Origin of the sequence: Arthrobacter oryzae (assembly GCF_030812315.1) — a bacterium.
Lineage (GTDB): Bacteria > Actinomycetota > Actinomycetes > Actinomycetales > Micrococcaceae > Arthrobacter > Arthrobacter oryzae_B.
Genome location: NZ_JAUSSM010000003.1, coordinates 40,301 through 62,489 on the forward strand (window position 1 = coordinate 40,301; position 22,189 = coordinate 62,489).

19 protein-coding genes, 1 tRNA gene and 1 other RNA gene are annotated in these 22,189 nt (G+C 65.7%); 13 read left to right on the top strand and 8 right to left on the bottom strand.

The annotated features are described in order from the left end of the window. The first annotated feature begins 25 nt into the window (after window positions 1-25). Together J2S97_RS06940 and J2S97_RS06945 are read left to right on the top strand one after the other, a co-directional pair. The gene (locus J2S97_RS06940; RefSeq protein WP_307047876.1) at window positions 26-940 is read left to right on the top strand and encodes a hypothetical protein; all 915 of its coding nucleotides are present in this window, start codon (window positions 26-28) and stop codon (window positions 938-940) included. A gap of 263 nt (window positions 941-1,203) precedes the next feature. Further along, on the top strand, window positions 1,204-2,679 hold the full coding sequence (locus tag J2S97_RS06945) for a stealth family protein (RefSeq protein ID WP_373460512.1): 1,476 nt from the start codon (window positions 1,204-1,206) through the stop codon (window positions 2,677-2,679). A gap of 6 nt (window positions 2,680-2,685) precedes the next feature. Here the strand turns inward: J2S97_RS06945 and J2S97_RS06950 are convergent, their stop codons facing one another. From J2S97_RS06950 to J2S97_RS06965, 4 genes are all read right to left on the bottom strand, one after another. Further along, window positions 2,686-3,627, bottom strand: a complete 942-nt coding sequence (locus J2S97_RS06950; RefSeq protein WP_307047878.1) for a phosphodiesterase — start codon at window positions 3,625-3,627, stop codon at window positions 2,686-2,688. 195 nt (window positions 3,628-3,822) lie between these two features. Beyond that, window positions 3,823-5,034, bottom strand: a complete 1,212-nt coding sequence (gene fdhA, locus J2S97_RS06955) for a formaldehyde dehydrogenase, glutathione-independent (RefSeq protein ID WP_307047880.1) — start codon at window positions 5,032-5,034, stop codon at window positions 3,823-3,825. 240 nt (window positions 5,035-5,274) lie between these two features. Then, on the bottom strand, window positions 5,275-5,760 hold the full coding sequence (locus tag J2S97_RS06960; RefSeq protein WP_307047882.1) for a glutathione peroxidase: 486 nt from the start codon (window positions 5,758-5,760) through the stop codon (window positions 5,275-5,277). A 95-nt stretch (window positions 5,761-5,855) separates the two neighbouring features. Beyond that, window positions 5,856-7,016 (bottom strand): M23 family metallopeptidase, encoded by a 1,161-nt coding sequence (locus J2S97_RS06965; RefSeq protein WP_307047884.1) that lies wholly within the window; start codon window positions 7,014-7,016, stop codon window positions 5,856-5,858. Between the two features lie 431 nt (window positions 7,017-7,447). On the opposite strand from J2S97_RS06965, the gene J2S97_RS06970 reads away from it, so the two are divergent. Further along, window positions 7,448-8,359 carry an oxygenase MpaB family protein gene (locus tag J2S97_RS06970; RefSeq protein ID WP_307047886.1) on the top strand — a complete coding sequence of 304 codons (912 nt, stop codon included), beginning with the start codon at window positions 7,448-7,450 and terminating at the stop codon, window positions 8,357-8,359. 129 nt (window positions 8,360-8,488) lie between these two features. On the opposite strand, the gene J2S97_RS06975 is transcribed toward J2S97_RS06970, so the two are convergent. Beyond that, a tRNA-Ser gene (locus J2S97_RS06975) sits at window positions 8,489-8,573 on the bottom strand. 415 nt (window positions 8,574-8,988) lie between these two features. Between J2S97_RS06975 and J2S97_RS06980 the strand changes: the two genes are divergently transcribed. The 6 genes from J2S97_RS06980 to J2S97_RS07005 all read left to right on the top strand — a co-directional run bounded on the left by J2S97_RS06980 (window position 8,989) and on the right by J2S97_RS07005 (window position 15,608). Next, window positions 8,989-9,315 carry a hypothetical protein gene (locus J2S97_RS06980; protein WP_307047887.1) on the top strand — a complete coding sequence of 109 codons (327 nt, stop codon included), beginning with the start codon at window positions 8,989-8,991 and terminating at the stop codon, window positions 9,313-9,315. A gap of 59 nt (window positions 9,316-9,374) precedes the next feature. Further along, window positions 9,375-9,471: signal recognition particle sRNA small type (ffs, locus tag J2S97_RS06985), an RNA gene on the top strand. 51 nt (window positions 9,472-9,522) lie between these two features. Beyond that, on the top strand, window positions 9,523-12,783 hold the full coding sequence (locus tag J2S97_RS06990) for a DNA polymerase III subunit gamma and tau (RefSeq protein WP_307047889.1): 3,261 nt from the start codon (window positions 9,523-9,525) through the stop codon (window positions 12,781-12,783). A 144-nt stretch (window positions 12,784-12,927) separates the two neighbouring features. After that, a complete protein-coding gene (gene recR / locus J2S97_RS06995; RefSeq protein WP_104174078.1) occupies window positions 12,928-13,527 on the top strand; it encodes a recombination mediator RecR in 600 nt (199 codons plus the stop codon). A 21-nt stretch (window positions 13,528-13,548) separates the two neighbouring features. Further along, the gene (locus J2S97_RS07000) at window positions 13,549-14,169 is read left to right on the top strand and encodes a GNAT family N-acetyltransferase (RefSeq protein WP_307047892.1); all 621 of its coding nucleotides are present in this window, start codon (window positions 13,549-13,551) and stop codon (window positions 14,167-14,169) included. A gap of 80 nt (window positions 14,170-14,249) precedes the next feature. Continuing rightward, complete coding sequence (locus tag J2S97_RS07005) at window positions 14,250-15,608, top strand: aspartate kinase (RefSeq protein WP_307047894.1); 1,359 nt, start codon at window positions 14,250-14,252, stop codon at window positions 15,606-15,608. A gap of 87 nt (window positions 15,609-15,695) precedes the next feature. Here the strand turns inward: J2S97_RS07005 and J2S97_RS07010 are convergent, their stop codons facing one another. Both J2S97_RS07010 and J2S97_RS07015 read right to left on the bottom strand, forming a co-directional pair. Next, window positions 15,696-15,878, bottom strand: coding sequence for a hypothetical protein (locus J2S97_RS07010; RefSeq protein ID WP_307048563.1), 183 nt, complete (start codon window positions 15,876-15,878; stop codon window positions 15,696-15,698). 145 nt (window positions 15,879-16,023) lie between these two features. Continuing rightward, window positions 16,024-16,251 (bottom strand): hypothetical protein, encoded by a 228-nt coding sequence (locus J2S97_RS07015; RefSeq protein WP_307047895.1) that lies wholly within the window; start codon window positions 16,249-16,251, stop codon window positions 16,024-16,026. Between the two features lie 79 nt (window positions 16,252-16,330). On the opposite strand from J2S97_RS07015, the gene J2S97_RS07020 reads away from it, so the two are divergent. Further along, window positions 16,331-16,804 carry a MarR family winged helix-turn-helix transcriptional regulator gene (locus tag J2S97_RS07020; protein WP_307047897.1) on the top strand — a complete coding sequence of 158 codons (474 nt, stop codon included), beginning with the start codon at window positions 16,331-16,333 and terminating at the stop codon, window positions 16,802-16,804. A gap of 78 nt (window positions 16,805-16,882) precedes the next feature. Here J2S97_RS07020 and J2S97_RS07025 read toward each other — a convergent pair whose 3' ends face one another. Next, window positions 16,883-19,951, bottom strand: a complete 3,069-nt coding sequence (locus J2S97_RS07025) for a S8 family serine peptidase (protein WP_307047899.1) — start codon at window positions 19,949-19,951, stop codon at window positions 16,883-16,885. Window positions 19,952-20,263: 312 nt separating this feature from the next. Between J2S97_RS07025 and J2S97_RS07030 the strand changes: the two genes are divergently transcribed. From J2S97_RS07030 to J2S97_RS07040, 3 genes are read left to right on the top strand one after another with little or no spacing between them, the layout of a single operon-like run. Next, on the top strand, window positions 20,264-20,821 hold the full coding sequence (locus tag J2S97_RS07030) for an SSI family serine proteinase inhibitor (RefSeq protein ID WP_307047901.1): 558 nt from the start codon (window positions 20,264-20,266) through the stop codon (window positions 20,819-20,821). A gap of 4 nt (window positions 20,822-20,825) precedes the next feature. After that, entirely contained in the window at window positions 20,826-21,767 is a 942-nt protein-coding gene (locus J2S97_RS07035) for a 3-methyladenine DNA glycosylase (RefSeq protein ID WP_307047903.1), read from the top strand. Beyond that, on the top strand, window positions 21,767-22,138 hold the full coding sequence (locus tag J2S97_RS07040) for a serine protease inhibitor (RefSeq protein ID WP_307047905.1): 372 nt from the start codon (window positions 21,767-21,769) through the stop codon (window positions 22,136-22,138). The genes J2S97_RS07035 and J2S97_RS07040 overlap by 1 nt, the downstream gene beginning before the upstream one ends. The last annotated feature ends 51 nt before the right edge of the window (window positions 22,139-22,189 follow it).

A 22,189-nucleotide genomic window follows, 5' to 3' on the forward strand; every position in this document is an offset into this window, starting at 1 on the left:
CGCCCCGGACTGCCAGAATGGACCTATGACTGCACCCGAGAACCCAGCTGCCGCCTCGCCGTCGGCTCCTCCCCTTGCCCTCCTGCTCGACGTCGATGGCCCAGTGGCGAGTCCGGTCACCCGCGATGTCAAGCCCGAGATCATTGCGGACATGGTGGCCCTGGCCACGGCCGGGATTCCCGTCATCTTCAATACGGGCCGCTCGGACGCGTTCATCCGCGAACAGGTCATGGAGCCCATGATCGCGGCCGGCATGCCCGCCGGAACAATCATTCACGCCATCTGCGAAAAAGGCGCTGTCTGGTTCAGTTACACGGCTGCCGGGCCGGGCCCCGTGCATGTGGACCACGAGCTGGCAGTCCCCGGCGCCTACGGCGACGACGTCCGCCGGCTGGTCTCCGAGGACTACGCGAAACACATGTTCTACGACGAAACCAAGCGGGCCATGGTGTCGGTGGAGCAGCACATCGATGTGCCCAGCCAGGACTACCTCGACGAACAGAAACTGTTCGACACCGACGCGATGGAGCTCATGGCCCGCCACGGCCTGGGCGTGGTCCGGCTGGACCACCACGCTCCCGATTCCGATGACCAGATCGACTACCGGGTGGATCCCACCATCATTTCCACGGACATCGAATCCGTTCGCCTCGGCAAGGACCTGGGTGCCAGCCGTGCCGTGGAACTGCTCGCGGCGCAGGGCATCCGGCCGCTGGCCTGGCGGACGGTGGGCGATTCACGCACCGACTACGCGATGGCTGACTGGCTGCACCACAACGACCACGAGGTGAAGCACGTCGACGTCCGCCCTGCGGACGGCGTGCCCGTCAAGCCGTATGAGGTCCTGACGGCAGCCGATCTGGGGCTGGCTGAAAGTGTGATCCACGACGACGCCGGCGGCGCTTTCCTGCGTAACTGGCGGGAGGCCCTGGCCGGCTAGCCCCGGCGTTCCTGGCGTCGCGCCAGGCACGGCCAGCGCGGGGCGCCGCACGGCTCCGGTGCCCGCGTCGGGATTCGTCCAGTTTTTTTACGCGGGTTATCATGCAAATAGGCCCTCTATAGACAACAGCTCGGAGAAACACCATTACAGACGCACTGGTTCAGGATGAGATCTACTACGGCGGTCAGGCTTCCGACGACGGCAGAAGCCACCCCGAGGTAACGTCGCCGGCTGCTGTTGCACGCCTGAAACACCGCCCCGACGTGGTGCGCCACCGGGGACGTTATGCGCTGATCAATTCCACCCGAACGCCGTACCAGGCCATGGTGGAGGACCTGCTGTTCATCCGCAATGTCCTTGCCAACGCTGGCTTGGACTACCTCCTGGTCCGCGGAAATAACCACCGGCCCGTCATTGCGCTGGACTGGAAGGACCGGAAGAAGCTCCGGGCCGCGCTGGTGGAGGCGTGCCGCGACGAGCCCGTTTACTCCATGACCGTGGACGCCAAGAAAAAGTCCTCGGTGCTGGTTGCCGACGGCGAGCTCTCCATCAACCGCCAGTCCCGGATCTTCCGGCTCTACCGTCCGAGGGTGGAGCCCGACGGCGGTTTCGAGTTTGGTTCGTCCGCCGGCGTGCAGATCGAGCTGTGGAGCTTCGAAGGCAAGCAGCTGATTTTGCCCATCGAAAACTCCCTTACCCGCCGGACCATGCTCACCACCGACGCCGTGCGCGGCACGGTGGAACGCTACGGCCACACCTGGCCCACCATCGAGAACATGTTCGCGGATCACGCCAGCGACATCAGCTTCGACATTGACATGGTGTTTTCGTGGGTGGACGGCAGCTCGCCGGAATACATCGCGGCGCGGCGTGCCCGGATGGCCGGCGTCGTCGTGGGCGAGGGCGATGACCACGAGGCCCGCTTCCGCCAGATCGACGAATTGAAGTACGCCCTGCGTTCGGTGTACATGTTCGCGCCGTGGGTGCGGCGCATCTTCATCGCCACGGACTCCCCGGCCCCGGCCTGGCTGGCCGACCACCCCACGGTGACCATTGTGCGCAGTGAGGAGTTCTTCGCGGACCCGTCAGTGCTCCCCACGCACAATTCGCAGGCCGTGGAGTGCCAGTTGCACCACATCGAAGGACTCTCGGAGCACTTCCTGTACTCGAACGACGACATGTTCTTCGGCCGTGCAGTGGGACCGGACATGTTCTTCACACCGGGCGGCGTCACCAAGTTCATTGAGGCGGAAACCCGCATCGGCCTGGGCGACAACGACGCGGAACGCAGCGGGTTCGAGAACGCGGCCCGGGTGAACCGGAAGCTGCTGTGGGACCGGTTCGGCCGCATCACCACCCGCCATCTGGAGCACACTGCAGCCCCCTTGCGGCGCAGCGTCGCGGCCACCATGGAGCAGGAATTCCCGCAGGAATTCGCCAAGACCGCAGCCAGCCGGTTCCGTGCCGCGGACAACATCTCCGTGACGAATTCCTTCTATCACTACTACGCCCTCCTGACGGGGCGGGCAGTGACCCAGACGGCGGCCAAGGTGCGGTACGTGGACACCACCGCCCGCGCCGGCCTCAATTACCTGCCCAAGCTCCTGTCCAAGCGCAACATGGACTTCTTCTGCCTAAACGACGGCAGCTTCCCCGAAGTGGAGGCGGAAGAACGCGCCAAGCTGGTCACTGAATTCCTCGAGAAGTACTACCCCATCAAGGCGCCCTGGGAAAAGTAGGGCTACTCAGCCGCCCAGTCGGATCATGGGGATGCTCTGTGTTGGCGGGTGTCCGTGCGTTTTAGCCTTGTGCGGAATCCTGATGCCGGCCGCCGTCAGCCGCCGCTGGGTTTCGGCAGCTGTCACCACCTCGCCCACTGCCGCTGCGCTACCGACGGGGACAACTGAGTGCACGATCGTGTGCTCGTATACGTGCACGAGGTTGAAGGCCTGGCCTCCGTCGCGGGGCCGGGTACCGCCCACGGGTACGTTCAGATCCTGCGTGTAGCAGGTAGCGGAGGCCACCGAAACAGGGATGCCGGCGAAACTGGCAGTGGTGGAGTAGTGCAGGTGGCCGGCCAGGATGGTGCGGACATCCGAGTTACGCAGGACCCTGGCCAAAGCCGGCTGGCCGCGTAGCTCCACGAGGACGGCCAGGTCCAGCACGGAGGGCACCGGAGGATGGTGCAGCGCCAGGATGGTGCCGTCCGGCGCGGGCGTCTCCAGTTCCGCGGCGAGCCATTCCAACTGCGCCTCGCTGAGCTCACCGTGGTGGAAGCCCGGCACCGAGGTGTCCAGCGTGATCACCCGGAGACCGTTGACGAAGTAGCTGTGGTCCACCGGCGAGTCGTTTCCGGTCTGGTCGAGCAGCCCGGTTCGGAAGTTCTCACGGTCGTCGTGGTTTCCCATGGCCCAGATGACCTGGGCGTTCATCGCCTTGCAGGCGGGTTCCACGATGGCCCGCAGCTTTGCGTACGCCTCGGGTTCACCCTGGTCCGCCAGGTCGCCGGTGAAGATCACGGCTTCCGGGCGCGCCCCTGAGGCTCTGACTTCCTCAAACAGTTGTTTCAGGCGGGCTTCGCTGTCCACTGCGCCATACAGATGATCCGGACCCCCCAACAGGTGGGGGTCGCTCAGGTGGAGTAGAAAATGACGCGGCCGGGGGTGTTCGGCCTCGATGAGCTCCATTACTGCCTTCGTGGTTGGTTGGAAGCGGCGCCTCCAGTGTCCCTCTCAGTAATGTCTATCCAATCAGACATTCGGCTAACAATGTGCAAACTCCAGTAGGCATGTTTGAAAAAACCGTAATAACGAGTAGCCCGGCGGACACATACCCGCCTCGGTATGTGTCCGCGGGCAGGTGGTTACTCAAGTACCTGGCGGCTAGCTCAGGTAGCCGTTCGGATTCAGCACATACTTCGTGGCGGCACCGGCGTCGAATTCGGCGTAGCCCTTGGGCGCGTCCTCCAGGCTGATCGCCTTGGCATTGACGTTCTTGGCGATGTGCACCTTGTCGTGCAGGATCGCCATCATCAGCTGGCGGTTGTACTTCATCACCGGACATTGGCCGGTGGTGAAGCTCAGCGACTTCGCCCATCCCGTTCCCAGGCTGATCGAGAGCGAACCCTTCTTCGCCGCCTCGTCCACACCGCCAGGGTCTCCCGTGACATACAGGCCCGGAATGCCCAGCGCGCCGCCGGCAGCCGTGATTTCCATCAGCGAGTTCAGCACCGTGGCCGGTGCCTCCTGCGCGCCGGTGCCGTGACCGCGTGCCTCGAAGCCCACCGCGTCAACGCCGCAGTCGACTTCCGGAACGCCCAGGATCTGCTCGATCTGGTCGGCCGGGCCGCCCTTGGTGAGGTCGATGGTCTCGCAGCCGAAGCTGCGGGCCTGTGCCAGCCGCTGCTCGTTCAGGTCGCCAACGATCACGGCCGCGGCACCCAGCAAGTGGGCGCTGGTTGCGGCAGCGAGGCCGACGGGGCCCGCTCCAGCAATGTAGACGGTTGACCCCACACCAACACCTGCCGTGACGGCGCCATGGAACCCGGTGGGGAAGATGTCGGAAAGCATGGCCAGGTCGAGGATCTTCTCCAGGGCCTGGTCCTTGTCCGGGAACTTCAGCAGGTTCCAGTCCGCGTACGGCACCAGGACGTAGTTGGCCTGCCCGCCTACCCAGCCGCCCATGTCGACGTAGCCATAGGCGCTTCCCGGCCGGTCAGGATTGACGTTGAGGCAGATGCCGGTCTTGCGTTCCTTGCAGTTCCTGCAGCGTCCGCAGGCGATGTTGAAGGGCACGGAACAGATGTCCCCCACCTTGATGAACTCGACGTCGGGGCCAACTTCCACCACTTCACCGGTGATTTCGTGGCCCAGCACGAGGTCCGGAGGCGCTGTGGTACGTCCGCGGACCATGTGCTGGTCGGAGCCGCAGATGTTGGTGGCGACCGTCTTGAGGATGACCCCATGGCGCACAGAACGGCCAACGTTGGCGGGGTTGACGCCAGGACCGTCCTTGAGTTCGAAGCTTGGATAGTCAATGTCGATCAGTTCGACTTTGCCCGGTCCTTTGTAGGCAACTGCTTTGTTCCCTGTCATCTCTTTCCTCCTGGTTTCACGGGCGCCCAAAATGAGTGCCCTGCTGTGATTCACGAAGTACTGATGCGCCCTCCCCCGGCCGGCTTGAGCCGGCCGTACCATCCTGCAATGCGGCGCGCCGGTCAATGCCGCGGCCGTGCGGGGTTAGTTCGAAGGGTCCGGCCAGTCTAGGCCGAGGGTTGGTGGGGTAACAGGGACCAAGGTCCCGCATATGTTGTCTGCCGTTGGCATGCGGTCGCGTCAGGCGAGCGCGTCTTCAATGGCAGCCAGAATCTCAGGTGAGTCGGGCTCCATCGTGGGGGCAAAGCGCGCCACCACCGCGCCGGCGCGGTTCACCAGGAACTTCTCGAAGTTCCACTTGACCAGGCCTGGCAGCGGGCCGTTCTTGAACCGGGTGAGCTCGGCATAGAGCGGGTGCTGGTTCTTGCCGCGGACGTTCGCCTTGGCGGTCAGCGGGAATGTCACGCCGAAATTGCGTTGGCAGAATTCGGCGATTTCGGCGTCGTTTCCCGGCTCCTGCCCGGCGAACTGGTTGCAGGGCACCCCCAGGATCTCAAAACCCTGGTCCTGGAACTTCCCGTAGAGCAGTTCGAGGCCGGCATACTGCGGCGTGAAGCCGCACTGGGAGGCCACATTGACCACCAGCACCACATTCCCCTTGAAACGGCCAAAGTCGGTTTCCGTTCCGTCGTTGAGCGTCAGCTGAATGGGATAAAGGGAATTCACAGAGGGCTCCTTAGAAATGGGTCACGGCTGCCATTTATGGACAACGGCCAAGTGCCCGCGTTCGTGCCCTCGCGAAGGTCGGTCCGGACGTCAGGTCACGGAGTGGGGGTGGCAGTCGGAGTCGCCGTCGGAGTCGGAGCCGGCTGGCTTTCTGTGGGCTCGGGGGCCGTGGCGGCTTCGGTGGTCGCCGTGGCAGTGGGTTCCGGCTCGGGCTCCCCGGTGGGCTGCTGAGTCGGCTCGGCTGTCGGCTCCGCCGTAGGCGCCGGCGCTGCGGTAAACGTCGGTGCGAACGTGGGTGTCGGAGTCGCGGTCGACTGCCCCGTCCCGGTCGTCGCCGCAGTATCCGTCGGCGGCGCAGTACCCGTCGGCGGCGCAGTACCCGTCGGCGGCGGCGTGGTTGTCGTGGCAGACGGTGTGGCGGAAGCCGACGGCGTCGCGGTCGCCGTCGGGCTCCCCGGTGTGGTCGGCGAACCGGAAGTGCTCGGCGGCTGCGTCGCCGGGGCCGACGGCGTTCCGGTCGCCGTTGCGGATGGCGTTCCGGTCGCTGTTGCCGAGGGGGTTCCCCCGACAGGGGCTTCCGTCTCCCCTCCCGTCACCGTATGCGAATTGTCTGCAGAGACCGGGATCGCCCACGTCGGATCGCCCGCAGGGGCATCCGCACCGGGAGCGTAGCTGATCATGTCGATGTTCCCGAGTTCGTCCAGCTGCTTGATGGGCAGGAGCGTCCATTTGAGCGGGTTGGCATGGGATCCGTTGAGGATGGTCTCGAAATGCAGGTGGCATCCCGTGGACGAACCTGTGGTGCCAACCTTCGCGATGACTTCGCCCACCTGGACGGAGTCCCCCTTCTTGACGGCGATCCCTTCGAGGTGGTTGTACGTGGTGATCAACCCGTTTCCGTGATCGATCTCCACCCGGTTACCGCCGCCCCAGGGATGCCAGCCAACGGCCCTGACCACACCGGCGTCGGCCGCATAAACGCGGGTGCCGCATGCGGCTCCGAAGTCCTGGCCCCAGTGGAACTCTCCCGCAGTGCCAGTCAATGGGCTCACCCGAAGGCCGAAGCCCGAGGTTTCATTCAGCATTTCGAGGGGCGCCATTAGCGAGCCGACCGGAGGGCGCTTCAGTTCGTCGGAGGCAACGTTCAGTTCGTGCTTGCCGCTCTTGGACGTCGTCCGGATGTCGCTGCGGCTGAAAGAGAGCAGGGCATTGGCATTCGCAGAGATGCTTTCGGGCGCAATCCCCAGGGGTTTCATGAAAGCCCCGGGCCAGGAGGGGGCAATTCCCGGACCGCCCATCGCGGGCTGCTGCGAGGCTGAAACGACCCCGGCCGGCGGCGCAGGAACCGGTCCCTGAAGCCCAAAAGCGATCACGCCCAGCGTCGAAACCGCGCAGACGCCGAGCAGCCGCGCAGCGGCTAGACAAGGCCTGGCGGGATGTTCCTCGTGTCCATATCCCCAGTGATTTCCCACGTGCTGACTCCTGCGATAGGCCCGCCAGACCCCAATCTCGACGGACTTACGTTTCCTATGGGACCACAGGGCCATTACCGCTGGGAACCCCCAAAACCGATCCCGTTGGAGTGCTACCGCGGAATTCCGGTCTTTCCGGCCGGAATTCCCAGCTGGCTCACAGCTCCGGGGCGCACCCACAGGTCCGTACCAGGCCGCGTGCGCGAGAATAAAGCATGCGCAATGTCCTCGGGGATTGGCAGGCCGAGCTCAAACAAACATTCACCGGGACCCGGGATGCAGTGCCGGACTGGGCTCTCCGGCTGGAAGACGGGGACGACGCCGGATATCACCTTCCGGGGTCGGCCGTCTGGGCTGTCCATGGGTCGATGACCACCATCGTGGCCGGCATCCGTGCGCTCCTGATGCAGGCCCTGCACCCGGGCGCCCTCGCTGGCGTCTATGATCACTCGCGCTTCCGCGAAGATCCCTTGGGACGGCTTGCCGGAACCATCCGGTGGATCTTCACAGTGTCCTATGGCTCCACGGCCGCGGCGCGTGAGGCGTCCGACTGGGTACTGCGGCTGCACAAGTCGGTGCGCGGCGACTACGTGGACGGCCATGGCGTCGCCCGGAGCTACTCAGCCAATGACCCCGAACTGCTCCGGTGGGTGCACATCGCGTTCACAGACGCATTCCTCTCCGCCCACAAAATTTGGGGCCGGCCCATCCCCGGCGGGCCGGATGCCTACGTCCGCGAGTGGGCGCAGGCGGGCCGGCTGATGGGAGTGGAGTCGCCGCCGCTCAGCGAAGAGGAGATGCGGCAGCAGCTGGACAGCTGGTACGACGACGGCGACCTCCGCTCGGATGAGAGGGTCGCCGAGATGGTGGCGTTCATCCGCAACCCGCCGCTTCATCCTTCGCTGCGCCGCGGGTACAGGATGCTGTTTGCCGCCGCTGTTTCCAGCCTCGAGCCGAAGTACCGGGACATGCTGGGACTCCAGACGCCGCGCCTGGGGCCTTTTCCGCTCCCGGTGAGGTTGGGTACCAAAGTTACTCTCGCCGTCGTCCATGTTGCCCTGGGCAGGGTTGGGCCAAGCGAACAGGCAGCGAGGCGGCGCCTCCGCCGCTTGGGGATTGCGGCCTAAGCGGGGACAGGCCCGCTGGTTTCCCAGCGTGACTCTGATCGCACGACGACTGGGCTCTATTCATCGCTAATCGGTGGATACAGGATCCGGAACGCAAAAAGGCCCCGGTCCGAGGACCGGGGCCAAACGCGGAGAATGGGGGATTTGAACCCCCGAGGGCGTTAACCCAACACGCGTTCCAGGCGTGCGCCATAGGCCGCTAGGCGAATTCTCCAGTAGCTTCTGAATCAAAAGCAGATACTAGAATACCTGAACTTTTCGGCATCACCCAATTGGGCCCTATTGACCGTTACGTCAACGCATTCGGCGGACGCCTCCGGCGCAGGTTTCGCAGGCTGGCACACCCTTGAACCCGCCACCCCAAGGCATCCCGGAAAAGGGTCCTTAACGTCAAAATGGACGCCCCCAATGCGCCCATCCCTCCGGAACACCGTTGAGCTGCCGGGTCCGGCCCTCGCGCCAGGCCCTGCAGCTCACAACCTTGAGTTCAAGTGAGATTGCCCCAATCGGTGTACATATCCATGGTCCGCTTTGTGCCGATGATAAGCAAGGGTTGCTACTTGAATATCGGCGGACCGTTACCTACTTGTGCTGCTATCCGCGTCCGAAGTTCCTGAGAGGATGGGCGCATGACGCAGCTCCACGCTTTGGTGACCTACGTTCCCGCCGATCACGCAGAGGCGGTCCTCACGGCCATAGGCGAGGCCGGGGCGGGACGGATCGGCAACTACTCCCACTGCGCATTCACCGCACCGGGCACCGGCCGGTTCACACCCCTCCCCGGATCCCGTCCCTTCATCGGCTCTGTGGGCCAGGGCGAACAGGTGCCGGAACTAAGGATCGAATGCGTCGTGGAGGCGCAACTGCTTGATGCAGTGGTCCTTGCCCTGCGTTCAGCCCACCCCTATGAGGAACCGGCATTGATGAGCTGGGAAGTGAACGGGCACCGCTCGTGACGGAACACAAGTCCTTCGCAGCCGATTCGGGGCACACGAAATCATCGGGTAAACTCATTGACGGCCCCTCATGTGGCGTCATCCTGTTGAACTCCCCCAGGACCGGAAGGTAGCAAGGGTAAATGGGCTCTGGCGGGTGCATGGGGGGTCTTTACTATTCCCCCACAGGGCGGCAAACTGTCAGCCCGGATTGGTAGGGTTTTCTCTGTGAGTGTTACAACCGCCCTTTATCGCAGATACCGTCCAGATTCGTTTGCTGACGTTATCGGGCAGGAACATGTCACGGAGCCGCTGATGACGGCGCTGCGAAAGAACCGCGTCAACCACGCCTACCTGTTTTCCGGTCCGCGCGGCTGCGGAAAGACCACTTCGGCACGAATCCTGGCCCGCTGCCTGAACTGCGCCGAGGGCCCCACAGACACTCCCTGCGGCAAGTGCCCCAGCTGCATTGAACTGGCGCGCGGCGGCTCGGGTTCCCTTGACGTAATCGAGATCGACGCCGCCAGCCACGGTGGCGTGGACGACGCCCGCGACCTTCGCGAACGCGCCACGTACGCTCCCGTCCGGGACCGCTACAAGATCTTCATCATCGACGAAGCCCACATGGTCACGTCCGCCGGCTTCAACGCGCTGCTCAAGATCGTGGAAGAGCCGCCGGAACACATCAAGTTCATCTTCGCCACCACGGAGCCGGACAAGGTAATAGGCACCATCCGTTCACGGACGCACCATTATCCGTTCCGGCTGGTCCCCCCCGAACCCCTCATGGCCTACCTTGAGCTGCTCTGCAACCAGGAAAACGTTCCTGTGGCCCCCGGAGTGTTGTCCCTGGTCATCCGGGCCGGTGGGGGTTCAGTCCGCGATTCGCTCTCCGTCCTGGACCAGCTGATGGCGGGTGCCGGCCCCAGCGGGCTGGACTACGAACTTGCCGTGGCACTCCTGGGCTACACCCACGCGTCCCTGCTGGACGACGTCGTGGACGCCGTGGCCGCTTCCGACGCCGCTACCGTCTTCCGCGCCGTGGACCGCGTCATCCAGACCGGCCACGATCCCCGCCGCTTCGTCGAGGATCTCCTGGAGCGCTTCCGCGACCTCATCATCGTCCAGGCCATGCCGGAAAGCGCCCAGTCGATCCTGCGCGGCATGCCTGCGGACCAGATAGCCCGCCTCCAGAACCAGGCGCACAACCTGGGCGCAGCCGAGCTTTCCCGGGCCGCGGACGTCACCAACACAGCCCTCACGGAGATGACGGGGGCAACGTCGCCGCGGCTTCACCTCGAGCTGCTGTGTGCGCGCATATTGCTCCCCAGCTCCGAGCAGACTGAACGCGGTATCGCCGCCCGGATCGACCGCGTGGAGCGCCGCTTGAACTACGGCGGCAACGACGTCGGGGCTCCGGCACCGACTGCCGCTCCTGCGGCGTCCTCAGCACCCCCTGCCGTCCCGGCAGCGGCCGCTGCTTCGGGCCCGGCTTCGGCACCCGCTGCCACGCCTGCACCAGCACCCGCAGTTGCCCCGGCACCGGCAGTGGCTCCGGCCGCCGAGGCCCAGCCCGCAGCAGGCGGCAGCGAAGGGCCCGCCCGGGAATCCCTCACGCCACCGCGCGTCTCCACGGCCGACTGGCCTGTTGACGAGCCGGTCACAGCAAACCGGGGCATGCCCGGCCAGGCCCCCTCGCGTCCCGCCGCCCCGCCGGCCCCCGTGGAGCCCGCAGTGGCACCGCCACCATCTGAGCGGGCGTCCGTTCAGCCGACCGCAGCCGAGCCGGCCCCTGTGAGGACCGAAGCACGGCAGCCGGCGGCGGAAACCCATATTCCGGCGGCCGGACCCGGCGGCGACGTCGAGGTCCTTCGCCGCGCGTGGCCCGATATCCTGCAGACCCTGACCAAGATCAAACGCAGCACCTGGGCCCTTGTGGAACCCAACGCCCAGGTGGGCCAGTTTGACGGCCAGGTGCTGACTCTTTCATTCACCACCTCCGGGCTGGCCGGCGCCTTCGGACGGGCAGACCACTCCGAAAATCTTCGCCAGGCAATCCACAAAACCGTGGGCATCGACTGCCAGATCAATGCAGTGTCCGGCGCCGCCAGCAGCTCAGCGAGCTCTGAGCCAAACCCAAAAGCACCCGTTAGCCGGGAAACACCGGCGACCCCAAAAACACCTGCTGGCCGGGAAACACCGGCGACGTCCGCTGACGTGGCCTGGGGCCTTGCCCCTGCGGCTACGGGAGGGGACGCCGCTCCCGGCGGGACGCCCGCACCCGTGCCCTCCGTCGATGCCCCTGCGCGCCAGCCGGGCCCGGGTACAGCGCCTGCCCGCGCAGTTGGCGATGCTGCACCGGCCAGCCCCGCACCGGCCAGCCCCGCTACTGCCAGCCCCGCACCGGCCAGCCCCGCACCTGCCAGCCCCGCTACTGCCAGCCCCGCTCCGGCCATCCCCGCACCGGCCAGCCCCGCTCCGGGTGGCGCCCTGCAGGCTCCGCCGGCAACGCAGTCGCAAGAAGACGCTTCCGGTTCCTACAGCTACCCCGACGATGACTGGGGTCCGCCCCTGGACGAAGATGCCCCTCCGATGGAGGAAGAGCCGCCTATGGACTGGATGCCGTCTGCTCCGGTGCAGTCACATCCACTCCAGCCCGCCCCTGCATCGGCGGTCACACCGGCCCGCCCGGCCCCGGAAGGCCGGGATTCAATCCGGCAACCGGCCGAGAAGTCATCCGTAGGCAGGTCCTCGGCGGGCGGGACAAACGGCACGTCCAGCGACGATCCATGGTCCCGCGCCATGGAAGAGGCGCCGGGCGTCTGGACCGTGGGTGCTGAGTCGAACGTGGGCAAGTCCGTAGACAGCCCCGACATGGCCGGCCTGCCGGCTGAGCCGGAACCCCCGACACCCCATTACGAGCCCGCTGCAGCCCAGCTCCCCGGGGCCGCCGAGACTCCGGAGGAACCCCGGCCCCTCCAGGCCGCGGAAGCCCCTCGGCCGGTCGAGACCAAGCAGCCGGTAGGTGTGCTCGCCGGTGCGGGCAATTCCTCTGCGGTGAGTCCCTCTGCGGATAGTTCCCCAGCGGGCTGGGCACCGTCCGGGCAGAACGGTCCCGCCGCCGCGGCGGACCCGTCACCCGCGATGCCGGCGCCGGATGTCCGGAACGTCGCGGTTGCACCATCACCCGCGGGGTACGCAACCCAGCCGCAGGTCGCCCCTGCTCCGGCAGCCAGCCCCGCCACGACGGTGAAACAGAGTCTGTACCAGCGGCTCTCCAACAGCCCGGAGGCCGAAGCCGGCAGGGCTAAAGCTCCTGCGCGCCAGGCCGACGCCACCAAGACCTACGTCCAGGACATCCCCAGTGCGGATGACGAAACCATCGAGGAATCGGGCGTCTTTGGACGCGCCGCCGTCGAGCGTATTCTGGGCGGAAAGCTGGTGGAGGAGCGGTCGCTGGACGGCAGCCCGCTGCCGCCCCGCTTCTAGCCCGCCGCCGCTCGGGTTCGTCTTTCGGCCGGACCCGCGCCAGTGGTTGACGCGGCGGGCCAACCCCTGCAGCGAACGGACGCCGGCGGCTCAACACCCGCCAACTTACGATTCAACCGAACGAGTCAAACGAACGAGGACATTGTGTACGAAGGTGCAGTTCAAGAGCTGATCGACGAACTTGGCCGCCTTCCCGGCGTGGGGCCCAAGTCGGCCCAGCGGCTGGCTTTCCACATCCTCGAAGCGGACCCGCAGGATATGAAGCGGCTTGTCGACGCCATCACCACGGTCAAGGAACGCGTGAAATTCTGCACGGTTTGCGGCAACGTCACGGAGCAGGAATTGTGCAACATCTGCCGTGACCCGCGCCGCGACCCGTCGGTCATCTGCGTTGTGGAGGAATCCAAGGACGTCCTGGCTGTTGAGCGCACGCGCTCCTTCCGGGGCCGATACCACGTTCTGGGCGGCGCCATTAATCCGATCGCCGGCGTCGGGCCGGAACAGCTGCGGATCAGGGAGCTCCTTACCCGGCTCAACGACGGCGCCATCCAGGAGATCATCATCGCCACCGACCCCAATCTTGAGGGTGAGGCAACCGCCACGTACCTGGCCAGGATGCTGAAATCGATCGGCATCGCGGTCACCAGGCTTGCCTCGGGCCTGCCCGTGGGCGGTGACTTGGAGTACGCGGACGAGGTCACCCTGGGGCGGGCGTTCGAGGGCCGCCGCAATGCGTTGAGCTGACCCGGTCACCGACGGCAGCCCATGCAACCGCTATCCTCCATCGTCACGGAACGCCTGGAACTGCGCCCCCTGACGGAAGCCGACGCCGACGCCTTACGCGGACTCCGGGGCAATCCCGATGCGGTCCGCTTTTTGTCGCACCAGCCGCTGAGCGCCGGGAAAACAGATCAGCTCCTCGCCGATTTGCTGACCCGCGCGGAACGCTCAACGGCTGCCTGCTTCCACGTCGGCTGGGCAGTAGTGCTTCGGTCTTCAGGGGCGATGATTGGCGACGGCCGCACGTGGAACACGGCTGAACCACCGTTGCCGGGCAGCCTTCCCGACCGCTATGCCAGTCTCGGCTACCTGTTGCACCCGGACCACCACGGCAAAGGCTACGGCACCGAAACCGCCGCGGCGCTGGTCCGCTGGCTCTTCACCGAACGCGGCATCGACACCATCTACGCCGGCGTCTACGAAGCCAACACCCCTTCCCGGCGCCTCCTCGAACGCCTCGGCTTCGTCCGGGATCATTACTTCACCGCCAACCAGGACAGCCATGGCAAGGGGCTGGCCTCCTGGCGCTACCGCCTGGACCGGGCGGCGTGGAGCGCCGGGCCACCATACGGTCACAATTCAACGCCGCGCGGCTCCCGGCGATAAACTGAGCACATCAGTTACGCCGTCGCGACGTTAGGTTGCTTGGCCCCGGAACCCCGATTTGATCCAGTGAGGGTGCGCGCATGAGTATGCCCACTACCGAAGTGAAGACCGAAAATCAGCCGCACGTGGTGCCCATCGCCACTGCCCGCACCAAGCAGCTCATTGTGCAGAAGTTCGGCGGCTCCTCGGTTTCTGACGCGGACGGCATCAAACGGGTGGCAAAGCGCGTAGTTGACGCGCAGACGGCCGGCAACGAGGTAGTTGTGGTGGTCTCGGCCATGGGCGACACCACCGACGAACTCCTGGATCTTGCCGCGCAGGTCACCGATTCGGCCCCCGCGCGCGAAATGGACATGCTCCTCTCCGCCGGTGAGCGCATCTCCATGGCCCTCGTCGCCATGGCCATCAACAAGCTCGGCGCCTCGGCCCAGTCCTTCACCGGGTCGCAGGCAGGCATGATCACCGACGGCATCCACGGCAAGGCGCGCATCATCGACGTCGACCCGCACCGGATCCGCACCGCCCTGGACAAGGGACACATCGCCATCGTGGCCGGTTTCCAGGGGATGAGCCGCACCACCAACGAGATCACCACCCTGGGCCGCGGCGGGTCCGACACCACCGCGGTGGCCCTGGCCGCGGCGCTGGACGCCGATGTCTGCGAGATCTACACGGACGTGGACGGCATCTACACGGCGGATCCCCGCGTGGTTCCCTCCGCCCAGAAAATCGACCGCATCTCCAGCGAAGAAATGCTGGAACTGGCCGCTTCCGGCGCCAAGATCCTGCACCTGCGCTGCGTGGAATATGCGCGGCGCTTCGGCGTGCCGCTGCACGTGCGTTCTTCATTCAGCCAGAACGAAGGCACCTGGGTCATGCCGGGAGCCGACGACAAGATCACGACTCAAGAGGGAGTTGCCTTGGAGCAGCCAATCATCTCCGGCGTTGCACACGACCGTTCCGAAGCCAAGGTCACCGTGGTGGGGGTTCCCGACATCCCGGGCAAGGCCGCCGCGATCTTCCAGGTGATCGCCGATGCGCACTCCAACATCGACATGATCGTCCAGAACGTCTCGACGCACGGCACCGGCCGGACGGACATCTCCTTCACGCTCCCCATTGTCGAAGGCGCCGACGCGCTCGCTGCCCTCCGTGCCGCCCAGCCGGAAATCGGCTTCGAAAGCATCGAATACAACGAGCAGATCGGCAAGCTCTCGCTGATCGGCGCCGGTATGCGTTCGCACCCGGGCGTTTCGGCCACATTCTTCAAGGCCCTGTCCGACGCCGGGATCAACATCAACATGATCTCCACCTCTGAGATCCGCATCTCCGTGGTGACGCACGCGGACCTGCTCGACGATGCAGTCCGGGCCATCCACAAGGCATTCGACCTGGACAGCGAAGACGAAGCAACGGTCTACGGCGGCACCGGCCGCTAAAAAGGCTTCCTGACTCGGGATAATTAGCTCAGGGCACAAAGAACGGCGCAGCGGCAGGACCGCTGCGCCGTTCTTTTGTGTGCCGGGCTACGTGATGTCTTCCTTGCGCACCGCGTAGTGGTGGCCTTCGGAGTCTGTCTCTACTTCGAAGTGGGACAGATCCTGCTCGGAAGCCGTCTCATAATCGTCGTGTTTGTGAACAATAGGTGCCGCAGGATCACCCCGCGTGGCCGGCCCGAAGAAGAACCGCAGTTTGTCGGTCTTGCTCATGAAGCGCTGTATCGCCTTTGCCACGATTCCCACCCCCTTTCCCTTGGTCGGGCCAGGCAGTGATGCATTGGCCGTTTGGTTCATGTGCCCATATTTTACGCCCGGGGACGCAAAAAGGCCCCGGGCTGTGGGCCCCTGAAACGGCTTAGCGAAGGGACTGGTCGTCCGGATTCCGTGGCACCACGTACGTGCTGCCGTCCGGCCTGCGTACCGTTTCCCACTGCTGCGTCTCGGCTTCGCGGCGGGCCAGGAGGGCTTTGTTCTCGTCGGTCATCTCATGTCCCAGCGAGCTGCGGTTTGCGGGACCGAAGATGGCCCGGAGCCTGCCTGTGGCGCGCATGAACCTTTGGGCAGCGTTTTCCTTGTTGGCCATTGCGGATTCCCTTTCAGAACGGACGAGTCCAATCCAGTGTACGCTAATCATTAGCCCACTAACGATTGAGGAGAGCCCGATGAATCAGCGCTCGGCCGCGGCCATCGAAGCGTCTGACGAAGACCTCCTGCTGGAGCATCAGCTCTGCTTTGCCCTGACGGTCGCGTCCCGGAGCGTCGTGGGCGCCTACAAGCCGGTTCTGGACCGGCTGGGGCTGACCCACCCGCAGTACCTCGTGATGCTCTGCCTGTGGGAGTCCAGCCCGCGCTCGGTCCGCGACATCAGCGACGCCCTGGCCCAGGAGCCGGCCACCATCTCACCGCTGCTGCGCCGCCTTGAAACGGCCGGCTACATCACCCGCGGCCGGGCCGCCGGCAACGAGCGCGCACTGGCCGTCGGGCTCACCCCGAGCGGCGCGGCCCTCCGGCAACAGGCGACGGCGGTCCCCGGAACCATGATGGAGCGGCTGGGCCTGACCCGGGACCAGGTAGGCCAACTCCACCAGGCGATGATGGAGCTGATTGCCGCCACCAAAGCCCGCAGCCGAACGTGATGCCGGCGCCGGCCGACGGGACCCTGCGGGCACCTAGCCCGGGCTCCCGTCAGCCGCCGGGGCACGCGTATGCACCGGTCACGGCGCCGTCACGGTGACGTTCAGCTGGGTTGACGGTCCGGTGCCGAAGCGGATCAGGCCCACCCACTTGCCGACCTCAAGCCCGGTCCAGCTGGCTGTGAGCTCGCCCGTGGTGCCGTTTTCGATAGTGAGCGGGTTGGGGCTGACGGCCATGTTTCCGGCGTCACCGGCAAGGACCATCACTTCGACCGAAGCAGCCGTTGCCGCGTTGCCGGGGCTGGCGAACAGGTTGGCGGTCACCTTCCAGTCGCCTGCCACCGGGTCCACGACGGAGACCGCCTCATTGGCCGAAGGTGTGGCACCCGGATAAAGCAAACCCACCGGCGAGACCACGTAGAGGTCGAAGTCCGCTGCGGGGTTGGCCGAGATGACCTCGAACCGGGCGAGGGAAGAACCTGCCGGGACGTTGACGATCTGAACGTCATTGGCGGCGTCCTTGACCCCGGTGTACGGACCCGGAACCAGGCTGATCGCCGTCGAGTTTCCCTTGGCGAGCCCCCTCACCGCCACCTCGATCGGCTCGGGACTGCCGGACGTCACCGGTATCACGACACTGCCGTTTCCGCCGGCGGAGGCGGCATTGACGACAGCCGGCGCAACGGCCGTGACCGACCGGATGGCCACCGGCGAGCGGACCGTCGCCTCATCCGAAGTCCAGGTGAGTGATCCGCCCACGAATGCGTCCAAGGCGGCGCCGGAGTTGGTGAACTGCACCGTGAAGGTGGCCTTCCCGCCTTCTTCGAGTGTCACCACGTCCGGCGTCACTTCGGCGGTGATTCCGGGAACGTCGATGTCGGCACTGTAGGTTCCCGCCGTCAACGCAGTTACCGTCCGCGTCACGGTCTGGGTGCCTGTAAGCCCGCCGATAGCGATGGACGGGAGGTTGACGTCCATGGCGGCCACCGGGGCAACACCCAACTGGTAGCCCAGCCCCTGCAGGAAGCCGAGCCAGTCGCTGGGCCCGGCGTCGTAGACCAGCCCGGGTGCTGCCATCCGGGCAGGATCTACCTGTCCGGCACCTTCGGCAAAGACGTCCTGCACCGGCGATCCTTCAGCGTCCACCAGGTCGTATGCCGTGGTCATCATCGCCGACTTCACCGTGGCCGGGGACCACAACGGGTTCTTGCCCAGCAGCAACGCTCCCAGCCCTGCAATCTGCGGGGCTGCCATGGATGTTCCGGACAGGAAGCCGAAGTTCTGGCCGTTGGAGCCGATGGGCGAGACAGCTGCCAGCACACCGACGCCCGGAGCCGCAATGTCCGGTTTCAGGAGGTCGCCATTGGCCGCCAGCGTGGGCCCGCGTGATGAGAAGCCTGCAATCTGCGGGACCGGTGGCGGGTCCAAGCCCGTTGTGTCAGTGGACACCAGGCTCGCCGTCAATGCAGCGTCAGCTGCCAGCACCTCTTTTATGGCGGGGTCCTCGAGGTGGACCGTCGGGACACTATGCAGATCCACGTCCAGCGAGTTGGGTGTCAGGTTGACCAGGACCATTCCGACGCCGCCTGCCTGCGCCACGGTTCCGCTCTTGGCCGTCCGGTCCACCACCCCGCGGTCGCAGACCACGATCTTGCCGGCGGCCTTGGCCGGGTCCAAAGTGCCCGGAGCGCACAAGGCCGCATTGGCGTCGAGGGCATCGGCCATCTTCACACTGACGGCCAGGGCAATGGGCGCGTCCGCAACTTCAGTCGCCATGATGCTGGCACCCGCGAACTTCTCGCCGCTGGACAACTCCACGGTGCCGCGGAGGCTGCTGCTGTGGGTCGATGCAGCCACACTGGTCATCCACGGTGCGGCATGGTTCACGGTGCTGACAGCCGGTCCCGAGTTTCCGGCCGAGGCGGCCACGAATACCCCGGCGGCCGCGGCGTTCAGGAAGGCGATTGATACCGGATCGGCGGCGGAGTTGTTGGTCCCGGAGATGGAATAGCTCAGGACGTCGACGCCGTCCCTGATGGCGTCCTCGATGGCCTCAACGCTGCTGGAAGCGAAGCAGCCGGTGGTCGCCGGGCTGACGCCCTCCCAGCAGACTTTGTAGATGGCGAGCTTTGCAGCGGGGGCCACCCCCGAGCCCTTGCCGAAGTCCCGGCCGCCAACAGCCTGGCTGACATCGTAATTTCCGGCCGCGGTACTGGCAGTGTGCGAGCCATGGTTGTTGACGTCGAGCGGCGAGAACGATTCCTTCGGCGAGCGCAGGCCGGGAGGAACTACTGCTTTGAAGCCCTCGTCGTAGTACCGGGCGCCGATGACTTTGCTGTTGCACTCAGTTCCGGCGAATTGGTCACCCGCTTCGCAGACGCCCGCGAACGTGCTCCCGTCCGCTTTAAGCATGGTGATCTGGTTTCCGGGCGACAGGTACGGTTCACCCACCTGGGGACCTCCGGACAGGGGCGCCACCTGGTCGCCGGCAAAGAAGGGATTGCCAGGGGTGTAGCCCGTATCCAGCACACCCACCACGGTTCCCTTGCCGGCGTTGGCTTCGCCACCGAACTGTTCGGCCCAGACTCCCGTGGGACCTGGCAGGCCCAGGAATTCGGTGCTGGAGTAGTCGATTTTGTAGAGCTTGTCCTTAAAGACACCAAGGACGTTACCGTCCTTGGCCAACGCATTCGCCTGTTCCGCGGATAGCTCCGCACTGAAGCCGTTCACCGCCAGGGTGTAGCTGTCGTCTATGGCCACCCCTTCTTCCGCGGCCACTCTGTTCTGCTGTGACTCCAGGTGTGCGGAGTAGCGCTGGGACTCAGCGCTGGAGGCGTCGAGCTTCCTGCCGTTGGACACCGCAGTCCCCGGGATTCCCTCGACTCCGCCAGTGTAGGCAGCGAGCGGCTTGTCCTTCAGCATCACAATGTAGCGGCCGCCGTCCAGGGACGCTTCCGCCTCACCCGATGCACCGCCTTCAAGCCCAGGCGGATCCGCCTGGGACGCGGGGTCTGCGGGGTCGGCGGCTGCCCAGGCCGGGGCCGCCAGCCCCTGGCCGATCAACAGTGAAACTCCCAAAGCAACGGTGGCGGCGAGGCGTGTGGCCGGATTTCTGCTTTGAGTGCGGGGGCCCACATGCGGGTAAGTCATGACGTACTGCCTCCTAGGTTGTCGGACCGTTGGCGTGACCGGTCCCACGGACTGGAAGTATCCGTCCACGTCGGCGAAACGTGGGCGTGAGGCCATACATCCAGTGATGTGAGAAACATACCGGAGTGCGGCCGCGGAATCGAGATGTTCCGGAATGATTTAATCGCCGGACCGCTGGCTCCCGGAGGTCGCCGCCGCACCCCGCCCCTGCCCAGCCTGAACCGGCCCGGCTCCCCCGCCTCGACCAGGCCGAACGGCAGGGTCCATCGCTGGACTCCGGCGATAGAATGGACCAAATGAGGAGGACCGGTAATGCGTAAGGCATGGATTCACGCACTCGTTCTGGTATCCGTTGTCGGTCTCTCCGCCTGCTCGCCCGGCGGCGGCGGCACTCCAGGCCCTTCACCCACGGCCACGACTACGGCCACCAGCCCGTCCACGGCGACGCCGTCGCCGGACACCGAAACCACTGTGCCTGCTCCGTCTCCTCCCCCGTCCTCCGCGCCCCCCACGGCCGGCCCGGGCAAGGGGAATGCCGAACTCGCCATCATGGTCAAGCGTGCGGAATCGGAACCCGCCCAGAACTACACGCTGGTCTGCAAGGACGGCACCCCGACCGCTGAAAGCAGCCATCCGTCAGCCGCAGCCGCCTGCAAGGCGCTTAAGGACAACCCGGCCGTGCTGAGCCCGGCACCGCGCCAGACGGATCAGGCCTGCACGCAGCAGTACGGCGGCCCGCAGGAGGCAACGGTCACCGGTGTCGTCGACGATTCGCCGGTGGATACTTCCTTCGCCCGCAGGGACGGCTGCGAAATCGGCCTCTGGAATGCAGCTAAGGACATTTTGGGATCCGCAGGCGGAGCGTCCTAGCCGAATGCATACTGTGAACCCCGGCCGGCACCACGTGCTGCCAGCGGATGCCTGGCAACACCGCGAAGCAGCCCACCAGGCCCGGGTCAGGCGCTACGCCGACCCTTACCTTGCCCGCCGCTCTGCCGGCAAAAAGCACCCCGTTGAGGACTTCCTCTTCACGTACTACACCCAGAAACCGGGCCAGCTCCTGCGCTGGCACCCCGGCGCCGGCGCCGTCCTCACCGGGCCGGACGCCGCGGCCCGCTCCGCGTGGAAGTACTACCGGGTGCTCGACGACGGCGACCTCGCCGCCGCAGGGCTGCCGGCCGGCACCGCTGCCGCAACCTTTGACCGCGCATCCTTCCTGGCCGAGCGCCGGGAGGCACTGCAGTTTGCCGGGATAATCCTGCGGGGCACTGCGTTGCGCCCCGCCCAGTTCGGCTGCTTCGGGCTGCACGAGTGGGCGATGGTGTACCGCCAGGACAAATTTGAGCTGCGCCACGAATACCTGCAACTGCGCCTCGGGGCAGCGGGCACGGACCGCGTTGTGGAGGACAACAGGATCCGGTGCTCGCACTTTGACGCTTTCCGCTTCTACACTCCGGACGCCACACCCCTTAACGAACTCACTCCCAGCCGGGACAACCAGCGGTCCATGGAACAGCCGGGCTGCCTGCACGCCAACATGGATCTCTACAAGTGGGCCTACAAGCTGTCGCCCGCCCTGCCCAGTGAGCTGGTCATGGATTGCTTCGAATTGTCATGGCGGGTCCGCGCCATGGACATGCAGGCATCCCCGTACGACCTTGAGGAGTGGGGCTACCCGCCCATCCCGATCGAAACAGCTGCCGGCAAGGCGGAGTACGTCGAACATCAGCGCGCCTTCTCCGCCGAGGCGCAGGAGCTTCGGATGCGGCTACTCGATGCCCTGGCACCGCTGCTCGACGCGGTCCGGGAGGACTGATGGCCGGAGAAGTGGATCTGACCGTCCGGCTGACGGAGTCACCTGGCGCACCCGAGTACGTGTTCCGACTGGTTTTCCGCAGCGGAACAACGGCGCGGGATACCGCCCTTGAGGGGTCAACGCTGCCGGACCCCGACGCGGCCCTGGCCGCCGTCGAACGCTTCGGCGAGGAAGTCTTCTTTGTGCCGCGGCGTGCTGACATGATGTGCACCCAGCAATATGGCGGCCCCCAGGTGGCAGTAGTGACCGGGACATTCCACGGCCGTCCCGTGCACAGCCGCTTCAGCCTGACCGACGGCTGTGAGATTGCCCGGTGGCGTTCCATGGCCCCGCTCTTCGGCGGCACGCCGGGATCCACCGGTCAGACCTAAGCAGCGCGGGCCCCAACGCACCCTGCCCTTCAACAGGAACGTCCCGGGAGC